General features: G+C 42.9%; 11 protein-coding genes. 3 read left to right on the top strand and 8 right to left on the bottom strand.

All coding sequences use genetic code 11. The annotated features are described in order from the left end of the window. The 8 genes from M1D52_RS22995 to M1D52_RS22960 all read right to left on the bottom strand — a co-directional run bounded on the left by M1D52_RS22995 (position 1) and on the right by M1D52_RS22960 (position 10,420). Positions 1-1,665 (bottom strand): RagB/SusD family nutrient uptake outer membrane protein, encoded by a 1,665-nt coding sequence (locus M1D52_RS22995; protein WP_437393683.1) that lies wholly within the window; start codon positions 1,663-1,665, stop codon positions 1-3. A 3-nt stretch (positions 1,666-1,668) separates the two neighbouring features. Then, entirely contained in the window at positions 1,669-5,100 is a 3,432-nt protein-coding gene (locus M1D52_RS22990; protein ID WP_437393681.1) for a TonB-dependent receptor, read from the bottom strand. A gap of 172 nt (positions 5,101-5,272) precedes the next feature. Beyond that, complete coding sequence (locus tag M1D52_RS22985; protein WP_437393679.1) at positions 5,273-6,268, bottom strand: FecR family protein; 996 nt, start codon at positions 6,266-6,268, stop codon at positions 5,273-5,275. Between the two features lie 92 nt (positions 6,269-6,360). Next, positions 6,361-6,942 carry an RNA polymerase sigma factor gene (locus tag M1D52_RS22980; RefSeq protein WP_013664951.1) on the bottom strand — a complete coding sequence of 194 codons (582 nt, stop codon included), beginning with the start codon at positions 6,940-6,942 and terminating at the stop codon, positions 6,361-6,363. A 324-nt stretch (positions 6,943-7,266) separates the two neighbouring features. Next, a complete protein-coding gene (locus tag M1D52_RS22975) occupies positions 7,267-7,527 on the bottom strand; it encodes a hypothetical protein (protein ID WP_437393678.1) in 261 nt (86 codons plus the stop codon). Between the two features lie 277 nt (positions 7,528-7,804). Beyond that, entirely contained in the window at positions 7,805-8,698 is an 894-nt protein-coding gene (locus M1D52_RS22970) for a class I SAM-dependent methyltransferase (RefSeq protein ID WP_130854432.1), read from the bottom strand. 157 nt (positions 8,699-8,855) lie between these two features. Further along, positions 8,856-9,608, bottom strand: a complete 753-nt coding sequence (locus M1D52_RS22965; RefSeq protein ID WP_013664954.1) for an ABC transporter ATP-binding protein — start codon at positions 9,606-9,608, stop codon at positions 8,856-8,858. Between the two features lie 77 nt (positions 9,609-9,685). Continuing rightward, entirely contained in the window at positions 9,686-10,420 is a 735-nt protein-coding gene (locus tag M1D52_RS22960; protein ID WP_013664955.1) for an MlaE family ABC transporter permease, read from the bottom strand. Positions 10,421-10,587: 167 nt separating this feature from the next. Here M1D52_RS22960 and M1D52_RS22955 point away from each other — a divergent pair, with 167 nt between their 5' ends. From M1D52_RS22955 to M1D52_RS22945, 3 genes are all read left to right on the top strand, one after another. After that, complete coding sequence (locus M1D52_RS22955; RefSeq protein WP_130854431.1) at positions 10,588-11,295, top strand: SDR family oxidoreductase; 708 nt, start codon at positions 10,588-10,590, stop codon at positions 11,293-11,295. A gap of 146 nt (positions 11,296-11,441) precedes the next feature. Next, positions 11,442-11,990, top strand: coding sequence for a PspC domain-containing protein (locus M1D52_RS22950; RefSeq protein WP_437393676.1), 549 nt, complete (start codon positions 11,442-11,444; stop codon positions 11,988-11,990). Between the two features lie 89 nt (positions 11,991-12,079). Continuing rightward, positions 12,080-13,030, top strand: a complete 951-nt coding sequence (locus tag M1D52_RS22945) for a LiaF transmembrane domain-containing protein (RefSeq protein WP_437393675.1) — start codon at positions 12,080-12,082, stop codon at positions 13,028-13,030. The last annotated feature ends 149 nt before the right edge of the window (positions 13,031-13,179 follow it).

The following is a 13,179-nucleotide window of genomic DNA, read 5'->3' as shown; positions in this document are numbered from 1 at the left end:
TTAGTAATTGCTGTTTTGTACTAATACTCCATTGGAGCGATCAATTTCAATTTGAGGTATAGGGAAAGGCCAGCTGTTTTCACTGGCATCACGTCCTTTATCGGCAAAGCCGTATTTTTGGTGGAAGGCTTTCATAGTGCTCGCGTATTCACCCCAACGTATTAGATCGTATAGTCGGAATCCCTCGAGGGCTAATTCGAATCGACGCTCCTTCTTTATGGCTTGCAAGATATCATCAGAGGTCTTTATGGCGTAACGGCTTGCAAAAGTAGCCTCATCGATGGCTTTGAGACCGGTTGCAAACAAGCGATAAATAGCGGGTTCATCAACTTTGGAGGTCGTTACGTAGGCACGGTGACGTACTTCGTTCAGGTAGTTCAATGCTTCTGCGTGATTGCCACCTGTTCGTATAATGGCTTCTGCATAGATAAGCAATACCTCGGAATAGCGGATCCAATACGGCTGCCAATTGCTACGTTGCAAGTCGTTTTGTTGCCGATAGGCTTGTGGCACAAAGGCTTTACGACTCTGTTGCAAATTATAGTCGTTAAAATAACCGCGATAGTTGTGTATTTCCTCTCCTCCGCTGGAAGTTTTGAAAATGTCGTTATGACTGATAATGGTAAACATTTTGCGTGGATCAGCCGGATCAAATGCTGCTGCCAGATCGCGCGTTGGGGTATTTCCTCCCCAGCCGCCTACATTATTTCTACCTACATTCATAATGGCAAAGGGGTCGCCCGCTAAGCCAAAAGCTGGATCGAATTTTCGCAGCACACCGAAAATGCATTCCTTTGAGAAGGGACCGACTTGATAATCACCTCTAAATAAGTCCTGAAAATCGGGTAGCAATTGGAGCTGTCCGTTGTTAACGACTTCTCCCGCCATTTCTTTTGCGATGAGATATTCACCTAATGCATCTCCCTCCATTTTGCCCTGTTCCATTAATCCGGCAAAAAAAAGTGCAGCTCGTGCCTTAAGCGTATAAGCTGCATCTTTGGTGGCTCGTCCGGTTTCATTGTCGGGTAATTCGGACGATCGTGGAAAATTGGGCTCGGCAATAGCCTCGTCTAAATCGATGTACAACTGGTTGCGGAGCTCTTCGATGCTGGCCTTCCCCTTTCGTGTAGAAGGGTCTTCAACAGCAACTAAGAGGGGAATTTCCTTGAATACTGTAATTAAATCGAAATAATACCAAGCGCGCAAAAACTTTATTTCGGCAAAATAACGGGCAAGTGCTTCACTTGGAAGGGGTGCTCCGTTTTCTACTAAGTTACTTCCTTCTCGTTTCAGCGCATCAAGGGCGATATTACATTTGCCAATACCACGATATCGATTACTCCACGTTTCAAATAATAGGGGATTGGAAGAAAGAGGTCGACCGCGCCCTACTTCCGTTGTTTGCGGCCGATCGCCGGGATCGGAACCTCCCGCATCGGCATTATCGACACTTTCATCGCCAATAGCTACTTTGTTAACGGTGTAACCCCATCCGTCTTGCATTGGTTGGTAACAGCCCGTCACCAACTTTAAGCCGGCACCGTCGGTCTTAAAATAATCTGTTTCGTCCAGTACGCCGTAAGGGTCTCTTTCCAAAAAGTCACGCTTACAGCTAGCGATAAGGCCGAAAGCCGTTATGACTATATACGTTATCGTTCTTTTCATTGTCTAAAAGTTTGCATTGATACCAAACATAAATGATCTTGCCTGTGGGTAATAACCTTGATCTACTCCCATACTTAAGGGGGAACCGCTGCCAATCTCAGGGTCGAGACCCGAATAGGAAGTGAAGGTGAGGAGGTTGTACGCTCCTGTCCACACGCGAATACGTTGAATTTTGGCCTTTGCTAGCCAAGCATCCGGCAGCGTATACCCTAATTGCACACTCTTTACCCGTAGGTATGACCCATTTTCCACTAACCAATCGGATATTTGCAAATTGTTCTGATTGGAAGCGTTGATGGCGAACTGCGTATGACTTGGATTACTTGGTGACCAAGCCTCGGTTAACAACTCTTTCGGCGCATTGTACCAGCCTACTCCCGACTTCATGTCGATCTTAGCAATGTTCATGATTTTATTGCCTAAGGTACCTTGCATTAACAGCTGAAAGTCGAAGTGCTTATAATCTGCTCCTAAACGGAGTCCGTAGGTCAGATCAGGAAAGGGATCACCCAAATTCGTGCGATCGGCATTGTTGATGGTCCCGTCACCGTTGAAATCTACAAAACGCAAATCCCCTGGACGGGCGCCTTCTTGAATATAATCATCGGCTTCTTGTTGCGATTGGAAAATGCCATTTGTCTTGAAGCCGTAGAAATAACCGATCGGCATGCCTTCTTCGGTCAGGGTAGTTGTGTAGCTGATCCAACCACCACCGGTAATAGGCTCACCTCCACCTAAACTCAAGACCTTGTTTTTAAAGGTTGATGCATTGGCAGCAATGGAATAACCAAAATCTCCGATTTTATTACGGTACGAAAGATCGAATTCCAATCCGCTATTACGGACGCCACCGGCGTTGGACCAGGGACTATTTGGAAAGCCGAGGTAAGCCGGCAAAGGAACATTCAGTAACATCCCATCCGTGGTTTTGCGATAGGCATCTATTGTTAGGTTCAGCTTGTTGTTCAAGAAGGCTAAATCTAAGCCAATATCCAGCTGCTCAGTCTGCTCCCATTTTATCCCCGCATTTCCGATGTAATTACTGCCACCGATTAACTGTGGATTGCGTGGACCGAATAGATAATAACCCATATTGCCCGAAAAAGTGGTTAGATAAGCACCTCGACTGATGTTTTGGTTACCTATCTTTCCCCAACTTACCCGAAGCTTCCCTAAATTGAGCCACGACCATTGCTTAATAAAATCTTCTTCAGCAAAATTCCATCCAGCGGAAAGAGAAGGAAAAGCTCCCCATTTTTTATCCTCGCCAAAGTTGGAGGAACCATCGTAGCGGAAATTTGCCGTAAGCATATAGCGGTCTTTATAAGCGTAGAAAAGCCGACCGAAGTAAGAATTAAGTGCCATCTCCCATTTGGTGCCGGATGCCTGCGGATTAATGGTGCCGGCATCAATGATCCACTGACTGGGATCATTGGATACTAATCCTTGTTTCGAGGCGCTGGAGGATTCGCTTTTCCATTGTTCTGCCGAGGTACCCACCAAGAACGTTACGTGGTGATCGGCGAATTCTTTATCAAATGTGGCTGTGTTCTCCCACACATAGTAATCCGTCTTTGAATTGGATTTACTTACCGTGGCGTCCACATTGAATTGATCGCCATCTAAATAATATTTCGGTGAAAAATAATCCGAGGTCCCTCTGGCTAAATCCACGCCAAAATTACTTCTCAGTTTTAACCAGCTTAAGGGCTGTATGTCAATTGATCCACCTCCCTTAATAGCCGTTCCCTTCCATCGATTGTTTTTGTAGATCTCGGTCTGGGCTACCGGATTCTCCTTATTAGTCATTAAAATGGGACTGTAAAACGACCATGGATTGTTTTGATCAATGCGATCAAGGAACAATCCCGATCGTAAAAAGTCGGGAACGTCTACTAAATTAGTCCGATACACGGGCGAGATCGGATCGGCTACAAAAGCGATAAAAGCGGTATTGAAACCCGGGCTGTTTTCAAGCACATTGCCTCTACCTTCATTGATGAGTCCAATATTCCCCGATAGTTTTAGCCAGCTGCGTAAATTATGGTTGAAATTAGTCCGCCAAGATAATCGATCATAGTCCGATCCATTGATAATCCCTTCTTGATCCATATAACTCAAGCTGGTCCGATAGGCTAAATCTTTAACACCACCGGAAATGGCGATATCATGATTTTGCACTAAGGCATTCTTATTATTGATCGCTTGCCACCAATTGGTACCCTCTTCACTTCCTGTGTTGGCACGCAGAAATTGTAACACCTCTGCCTTGTTTTGTTCCGAAAAATAGGGATCTAAACCTGCATTGATATTTGCCAGATTCTTGTAGTCCATAAACTCCGAAGCGTTCATCATCTCATAAGTTTTTATCGGATTTTGGATGCCGATATAACTATCCAGTGATATTTGGCTGTTTAGCTTGTCACCATCGGCGTTCCCCTTCGCCGTGGTAACCATAACGACCCCATTGGCTGCCCTTGAACCGTATATGGCGGTAGCCGACGCATCTTTTAAGACTTCAATTGACACAATATCATTGGGGTTTAACCAACCGATGTCATTCTGAGGAAGTCCATCTACCACATAGAGCGGATTGTTATCGTTTACTGTACCTATTCCACGAATTCGAACAGCAGGAGGTGTGCCGGGGCTTCCGCCGGTAGAAGTGATTTGTACACCTGCCGTTTGACCCTGTAGGGCCTCTGTCGCATTTCGAATTGGCATATTACGGAGGTCCGTGCCGCTCACTTGACCAACGGCACCGGTTAAATCGCGTTTACGTTGTGTTCCATAACCAACTACCACTACTTCGTCCAAGGCGGCCTCTATTGATTTAAGTACAATCTGTAAGTCTTGCCCATTTCCAACTGCCACTTCTTGGGATTCGTAGCCTAAGTAGCTAATAGACAGAATGGATTGAGGAGTGGCGTTGATCATAAAGTGGCCTTGATCGTCGGTACGACTGGCTACATTGGTGCCTTTTACTTTAATGGATACGCCAATTAAGGGCTGTTTTGCCTCATCAAGCACTTTTCCGCTAACAGGAAAATCCTGCTGATCACTAATGGACTTTGGCAGACCTTCCTTCTTCTCTTTCAGCAGGATATAATCGCCTTGCAATTGATATGATAAAGAGGTGCCTTTTAATAACCTATCCAGAACATTGGCAACTGAACGTTTGGCGGGTGATATCGATATCGTTTGGTAGTTTTTTACCTCTTTGGCTTTATAGGCGAAACGATAGTTGCTGAGCGACTCGATCTTTAAAAGGGCGCTTTCCAGCGAGCCTTGATGAGAAAAGGAAATGTAGTCCTTATAAATGGATTGGCCTTTGGTTTTTTCAGCTAGCAACAGGCCAAAAGAAAAAAGTATCAAAAAGGCTATAAGACTGGCTGTTCTCATAATAAAAATGAGATAGGTTGGTTTAAAATTCATAATTTTGCATAATTAAGCTTATCTCTAGTTAAGATTGGGTTTAATACTGAGGGATTGCCGCAAGAATCCCTTATTTGCATGTGTAGTCACATTGGTTGCCGCCAATGTGACTGCCTTTTTAGGGAGGATATGTTCGTCTGTTCATCATTTTTTTTAGGGTTTAAGCGGAACGCTATTCACAGCCATTACCGTCGAGGTACACGGTGTCATTTTTTATTTCATATTTAAAGTTGTTCAGTGCACTAATGACATTTAACATTTCCCGCAAATTCTCTCCTTCATGGAAGGACACGGTAAAATGACAACCGCGGATGGCGTCATTACGATAAATGAAGGTCTTGTTACTCCATCTTTCCAAGGCCTTTCCTGCATCTGCCATGCTTATGTTATCGAAGCGCAATCGCTGATGAATCCAAGCAATTATAGCGGTGGCATTTACATCATGTACTTGCTTATGATTGGTATGGACATTATAAATCAACTGTTGATTTGCAGTTAACAAGGATACAGTTTCAGCCTCATGCTGAACGGCTATTTTCCCTTGCCGGACTGTTACAGCGATATGCGATGCATCGAAGCTGTTAATGTTGAATGCGGTTCCCAATACTTTAGTGATAAGAGAACCTGTTTCCACAGTGAATGGCTTTTGTTTGTTGGATTGAACATCAAAATAAGCTTCTCCGGCTAAAACCACGCGCCTATCGTTATCGTTATAGTTGCGCGGAATATCTAATCGGCTACCTGCATTTAGCCAAACGGAGGTACCGTCAGGCAATTCAATTTGTCGTTGCTCGCCCAATGGGGCCGTCCAGGTAGTGGTAAATGCATTCCGTAAATGTTCCCGTGGAGAAGACAGCCTTTGATATAAAAGCGCACCGACTAATATCAAGGCCAGTGAAGCCGCAACCCAAGTCAGATAGAGGCGTTTTTGTTTGCGAGCTTGTAAAAATCGCTTATCGGAAATAATCCGCTGATAACTTTTGAGGGATTGTTCTTGGTCATCCAAGTGGGGGACGATCGGTAAGTCCTGAAACCGCCTTAATGCCTGGTCAAGCTCCTCTGTATAGGTGTCGTCCTGAATAGCCTGCATTAACCTATGCAGCTCCTCTGCCGTAATGCGATCACTCGCTAGTTTTTCCAATAATTCGCGTAGGCGTGTTTGATCCATATGTGACCTTTTTGAAGCTTCGTCAAAGCTCTTTATAAGTCAATACACAGGAAAGCTAAAGGATAACTAGGCTACCGGAAAAATTTTTTAAATCAAAAATAGAAAAGGAGAAAAAAATGGATTAAGCCGTATCGTAACAAATGTTTTCGGATTTTTTTCAGGCCTTCTACCAAATGATTGTTAACCGTATGGGGAGAGATTTGTAATCGTTCGGCAATTTGATCATGGCTTAGTCCTTCATACCTACTGAGGCAGAAAATTGTTTTCTGTTGTGGTGAAAGTTGATTCAGCGCTTCTTTAGATTTTTCATCGATTTCTTTTGCAGCCATGATATCCTGCGAAAGATGATCTAGTCTGTCGGATTTTTCCAATAACTCCGCAATAGCCTTCTCCGATTGGGCAATTTTTCGCAATTCATTTAATACAAGTCGACGGGAAATAGTAAATAAAAGTGGCGCTGCGGTAAAGCTATGATCCAATCTATCCCTTGCTTGCCAAAAGCGAATGAAGGTTTCTTGCATGACTTCTTCTGCATCTTCTTCATTTTTTAGAAACCGATAGGCAAAACTGACAATTTTTGTTCGATAGCGATCATAAATTTGGCGAAAGGCAACTTCATTCCCATCCTTGATAAGAAGAATTAGACTTTTTTCCTCTTCGTGTGAATGAATCATGATATGCATTAGGTTTGTTCATAGCAATAGTAAGCATAAAAAACTAAAAATTAAAAAATAGCTGGCTTTACTATTGCTTAAACACCCAGTAGCCCAATATCAGCCATAAAATTCCTTTCAGTAAAAAGAAAAGAAAACCCCAGAAACCAAGCCGTTTAAGCCAGACAATGAATTTATTCTTTTTTGGGATTTCGTTGTGTTCCATGATTATTAAGACGTACAAAGGAGTGTCTTGTTACCGTTTTAGCAACAAAAGAGGACCGTCGTGCCAAATAATGTTATTCGACAGGAAATAAGAACCTGCTTAAAGTAAAGGTAGGAAAACTATTGAATTTCTATAACGCCCGCGTATACGCTATCTGAACTATTGTTGCTACCATCCGTAGCAAAAAATGACAAATAAAGGTGAAGCTTCGTGCCAATTTTAAGTCCTGCAGGTAGTGCGATCTCGTCATGCAGTTCAAACCTACAATTCCCGAATTGTTTTGCTTCTGCGAAAGTTAACCTGTCTTCCGGATATAAGAGCAGCATGGTTCGATTCCGGTTCAGTTTAGAGTCGTTAGCTCCATTAGTTACTCTTCCCATGACGGATTATCATTAAAGGTTCCTAGATACAATATCAACTTTAGAGATGTTGATATACGATTTATACTACTAAACTAGTAACTATTTTATTAAAATTCGGAAAAAATTAGGATTTTATTTGCTTTTATCCGGATAAGCTCCGAACAAGATCCGAATAAAGTCCTACTGATTTCCAAAATAAAAGTAACGACAATAATAAAAGGGATATTATCCGGACTGAAAAAGGGCCGCGACTTAAGTATTAATCGTAAGCAACTTTAGGTGGTGCTATTTCACGTCAGCTTCTGAATTTTCCAAATACGCCTAAAGGTAATTTACTTCCAGCAGTGGCTTGAAGGAATAATTCGCCCGTCTCTAAATTTTTGACCGAAGGGAAAGCGCTTTTGATAAGATTTTCCACGATTACAGAGGAAAAACCTAGGGAATATGTGTTGAGGATTAAAAAATGTTCCTTGGGGTCTAATAACTTAACCACATCCAACATCATTTCGGTAATGTGGTCTTCTAATTTCCATTTCTCCCCTTTGGGGCCGTGGCCGTAAGCTGGCGGATCAAGGATAATACCATTATATTTATTCCCTCTTTTTAGTTCGCGCTTAACAAATTTTAAAGCGTCTTCTACAACCCAGCGTATATCTGCTAAACCCGAGAGTTCCTGGTTTTCATTTGCCCAGGTAACCACTTGTTTAATAGAGTCAACATGAGTCGTATCTGCGCCTGCGGCCCGAGCGATCAACGAAGCTCCGCCGGTGTAAGCAAAGAGGTTTAAAACTTTTGGCTTTGGCGTTTTAAAGGATTTGACAGTCGATGAGATATAGTCCCAATTAACCGCTTGCTCGGGGAATATGCCCACGTGCTTAAAGGAGGTAAGTCCCAGCCGGAACTTAATTTCTACGTCAGGATTTTTATAGGTGATATGCCATCTATCAGCTATTTTAGCATCCTTCTTGAGCCAGTCTCCTGTAGTAGCCGAACGGCCTTTGAAACGGATATGGTGAAGTTTGTTCCATTCTCCTTCATTCAGCGCTTTTGGCCAAACTGCTTGCGGTTCCGGACGAATCAGTACAAGCTGACCGAAGCGTTCCAATTTTTCAAAATTTCCGGAATCAATCAATTCATAGTCTTTCCAATATTGAGGAGTCAAAAGCTGTATGCTGGATGTCTGTGTCAAAGCGTTAATTTTTTGGCAAAGATAATGATTTGTTATTGGTTATAAGAGGCATTAAGCTTTATGCTATAGGCTAGGTGGAAGCGATAAGTTCTAAGCTACAATCAATAAGCCTAGAATCTTACGCTCCTAAGGCCTAATGCATTAGCCTACAGCCTTACTAAAACTTCTCCTTGGCTATTTTCATGAATGGACTGGCGAAAACAAAATCGTTTAGCTCCTCAACGTCGGTATGGGCAATTTCTTTGTTCGATCCTTCCCATTTCTTTTCTCCTTGATATAGAAATAATATATATTGACCGATGCCCATTACCGAGTTCATATCATGTGTAACAACAACGGTTGTTGTGTTGTATTCTTCTGTAATGTCTTGGATTAGTTCGTCAATGACAATGGAAGTACGTGGATCCAGACCGGAATTGGGCTCATCGCAAAAAAGGTATTTGGGTGTCATGGCAATGGCTCGGGCAATCCCAACCCGTTTTTTCATCCCGCCCGAAAGTTCTGCAGGATAAAGTTTATTCCGCCCTTCCAGATTTACACGTTCTAAACAGAAATTAGCGCGTTCAATGCGCTCTTTTTTGCTCATGTCACTGAACATCTGTAAAGGAAAAGTGATATTCTCCTCTACTGTCATCGAATCGAATAGGGCTGAGTTTTGAAAAAGCATGCCAATTTCCTTTCGGATTGGAATACGCTCTTCAAAATTCATCCGGGTAAAGTCCTGGTCCTGATAAAGCACTTTTCCTTTGTTTGGCTCATGCAAACCAACCATGCACTTGAGCAAGGTGCTCTTTCCTGAGCCGGAGCCTCCGATGATTAAACTGATTTTACCGGCTTCAAATTTGGCAGATATGCCTCTAAGCACATCATTGTCACCAAAGGATTTATATATGTCCTGAACGTTAATCATTGTTTTTGGTTTTTAGCCGTTAGCTTTTATATATTAGCTCGTTTAGCTAAGGGCTAATGGTAATAACTAATCGCTTTTTAGAGCATTAACGCTGTAATTACATAATCCGTGGCCAAGATCATAATACAGCTGACGACGACACTTTTTGTACTCGCTTGCCCAACTTCCAAAGCGCCTCCTTTTACATAGAAACCATGATAAGCAGCTACGGATGTAATCACAAAACCGAATACAAATGCCTTTACCAAGGCTACGGCCACGGTATAGCCGTTGAAGTCTCCTGTAATACCCATAATATAATCAGCTGGAGTTACAGCTCCGGAAAGGGCGCCACCGATCAAGCCACCACTCAGTGCCAAAAATATAGATAGGATAACCAGAACCGGTACCATGGTAATGCCCGCTAAGATCTTTGGTAAAATTAAGTAGCCGGGAGCATTAATTCCCATGATTTCCAAGGCATCAATCTGTTCGGTAACACGCATAGAACCGATTTGGGAAGAGATGGACGAACCTACTTTTCCTGCCAAAACGAGCGCAGAGATGGTAGGACTTAATTCCAATATACTCGAGTCGCGGTTGATTTGGCCTATGATGGAGTTTGGAATAAGATCAGACACTAATTGAAAAGCGATCTGCATGGTCATAACCGCACCTATGAACGTAGAAATAATGGCGATCAGACCCAAAGAGCCTACGCCGATACTGTTCATCTCATGCATAATCTCTTTCCAGTAAATACTCGCTTTTTCAGGTTTTTTAAAAACTGATTTTAACAGTAAAAGATATTTGCCGAAGCTCGTAAAAAACATATATGTGTCTCAAGAAAATATATTATCACCAAACTTATATAAAATTGCATTCATATGCAATTTAGCGATTCGGCTGGCTAAACAGAAATACAAACAGCAATTTGATATATTTGTTTGTTGGGCAAAGAGCCTAAAGCGAACAATCAACATTAATAATTTATAACGATATGAAAAAATGTGCGCTCATTACGGGTGCCACCAAAGGAATTGGAAAGAGCATTGCCTGTGCTTTGGCAAAAGAAGGCTTTGATATTTTGCTGTCTGCCAGAACAGAAAATGACTTACTTACCTTACAATCAGCGCTTGAATCCCGGTATCCGAATCAACGTTTTTATTATCAGGTTGCAGATTGTAAGGATCAGCAGCAAGTGAAAGCACTGGCCCTGCAAACCGATGCTTTTTTTTCTCACTTGGATGTCTTAGTGAATAACGTCGGACTTTTTGTGCCGGGGGGCTTTTTGGAGGAATCACCCGAGTCTTTGGCCGATCACTTGGCGGTTAACGTGCTGTGTACGCATTATTTGGCTGTTTATTTTGGTAAGAAAATGTGTCAAAGAAAGAGTGGACACGTTTTCAATGTCGGATCGGTAGCCGGTAAATCTCCTTTTGTAAAAGCTGCTTCATACAGTGTAACAAAGTATGCAGTACATGGTCTAACAGCTATATTGAGGCAAGAGCTTGGAACATATGGGGTTAAGGTTACAGAAATTATTCCGGGCTCTACGTATACTTCTTCTTGGGAGGGTGTGGATATCCCTTCTGAGAAATTTGTAGCAGCGGAGGATATTGCAGATGCCGTAGTGACTTGCTTAAAGATGAGCAAAGGAGCTAATGTGGATGAAATCGTTATCAGGCCGCTCGATTTGGAGATTTAGTTGGGTGTTGGAAGCGGTGATGTGGCGATGAGCCAATGATTAGCCAATGTGATGATGGGCCAGCTTAAAGCTTATCGTCTATGGCTCGAAGCCTAAAGTGAAGCTGATTTCCGATGGCTAAAATTTACAGCATATAGCTTATAACCATGGAAAAGGAACTTAGGAGAAATGAACAGGAAGGCATGCTTGGTGGCGTCTGTGCCGGACTGGGGGAATATCTGGGTATTGATAAGGCCTGGATACGGATGATTTTTGTACTCAGCATATTTTTTAGTGCTGCGGGGATTGGCCTGATAGGTCCGATCGCCTATGTGATTATGTGGATTGTAGTACCTCGTAAACCTTTTGTTTTTCCTGGGTTTCAGGAACCCTATGGCCGACCGCACATGGAGAAGACGTTTACGGTAGGAGGAGAGGATGTATTCCATCACTTGGAACGGCGAAAACAGAAGGAACGAAGGTCGGTAGGCGTCGCGTTGCTTCTTATTGGTACTTTCTTTTTGTTGCTGCAACTAGACTTTATTACCAGGGAAGAGCTTATTAAGTACTGGCCGCTTGTTTTTGTGGTGGGTGGACTGATAAGCATCTTTAGCTCTTTCAAGCTCGGAAAAGGTCAGGCAGCGGAAGAGCCACTGATAGCACAACCTAAGGATAAGGAAAAACCGGAAGAGAGCGAATCGGAACAACCTTCGTAGCTGCGTACATAAAACAAACTGTAACGCTGTGGTATAAAACGGAGCAATAGGTCGTGCTCCTTGGTGTCGACCGTTAAGATATATTGAATATGAATAGAGAAAGATTAAATTGGGGATTGGTGCTGCTTTTTATCGGCGTCATGTGGCTATTAAGTAACACGGGAGTTATCTCTTTTTATTGGTCGAGTTTATGGCGTTTTTGGCCGGTGTTTCTGATCATTCTGGGGGTTAACTTGCTGTTACCTAAGCATGGGGTAGGCAATGCCATCTCAGTGGTTGCAACTATTGCGGTTTTGATTTTTATAGGCTTTCAGGTATCAAAACCGAGTAGAATATGGGGAGGACATATAAGCTATGAAGACGGCGGTGATAATAAAGACCGGGAGGATAACGACATCGCCGGGGAGGTGAAAAATGCGGATTTTTCGAGCCCCTATAGCCCAAGCATTCGAAAAGCCCACCTCGAAATCAAAGGTGGTGCCGTTGAGTACAAGATGGATGGGGAGGCCGCGGAACTGTTTAGCGCGCATTCGCGTGGTGTTTTTTCGGGGCATGTACTTCAAACGACTACCAAAGACTCGGTGGCTGAATTGACCTTTAGAATGAAGGATGTAAAGAAAAGGAACTGGAATATCGATGGTGAGGGGAACAATGAGGTTGAAATGTCTTTGAATACCAACCCGCTTTGGACTATCAGAGTGGATGTCGGAGCCGGAGCCGTCGATTTCGACTTAAGCCGATATAAAATTGAACGCCTTACGCTCAAAGGAGGGGCTGCTTCTTTTGAGACAAAACTGGGTATGCCGATTGGCGAGTCAATCATTGACGCAGAGTCAGGTGTAGCAAGCGTAGAAATAGAAATTCCCAAGGAAGCCGCTGCCCGGATTGATGTGAAGTCCGGATTATCTTCTAAGGAATTTCCCGGATTTATTAAACAGAACGATGGGTCTTATATAACGGAAGGCTTTGAACAGGCAGGAAATAAATATTTAATTGATTTAAAGGGTGGGCTTAGTTCATTTTCGGTAAAAAGATATTAGTGGAGGTGTAGGTTTTAGGGCGTGAGCTTTAGGGCTTAGCGCATGAGGTATTAAGGTATTAGGTTTTAGGCGTTAGCGGTTTAGCGCATAACGTTTTAGATTTTAGGTATGAGCTGTTGGATGAGATTGGTGTAAGTAGGATGTTTTTT

The organism is Olivibacter sp. SA151 (assembly GCF_054130995.1).
This window is presented reverse-complemented; position numbering and strand designations above follow the sequence as displayed.

Coding starts and splice junctions, on each gene's coding strand:
- M1D52_RS22985 (WP_437393679.1), bottom strand. CDS start 6,268: ATGGATCAAACACGCCTACGCGAATTATTGGAAAAACTAGCGAGTGAT.
- M1D52_RS22945 (WP_437393675.1), top strand. CDS start 12,080: ATGAATAGAGAAAGATTAAATTGGGGATTGGTGCTGCTTTTTATCGGC.
- M1D52_RS22995 (WP_437393683.1), bottom strand. CDS start 1,665: ATGAAAAGAACGATAACGTATATAGTCATAACGGCTTTCGGCCTTATC.
- M1D52_RS22955 (WP_130854431.1), top strand. CDS start 10,588: ATGAAAAAATGTGCGCTCATTACGGGTGCCACCAAAGGAATTGGAAAG.
- M1D52_RS22975 (WP_437393678.1), bottom strand. CDS start 7,527: ATGGGAAGAGTAACTAATGGAGCTAACGACTCTAAACTGAACCGGAAT.
- M1D52_RS22990 (WP_437393681.1), bottom strand. CDS start 5,100: ATGAATTTTAAACCAACCTATCTCATTTTTATTATGAGAACAGCCAGT.
- M1D52_RS22965 (WP_013664954.1), bottom strand. CDS start 9,608: ATGATTAACGTTCAGGACATATATAAATCCTTTGGTGACAATGATGTG.
- M1D52_RS22950 (WP_437393676.1), top strand. CDS start 11,442: ATGGAAAAGGAACTTAGGAGAAATGAACAGGAAGGCATGCTTGGTGGC.
- M1D52_RS22980 (WP_013664951.1), bottom strand. CDS start 6,942: ATGATTCATTCACACGAAGAGGAAAAAAGTCTAATTCTTCTTATCAAG.
- M1D52_RS22960 (WP_013664955.1), bottom strand. CDS start 10,420: ATGTTTTTTACGAGCTTCGGCAAATATCTTTTACTGTTAAAATCAGTT.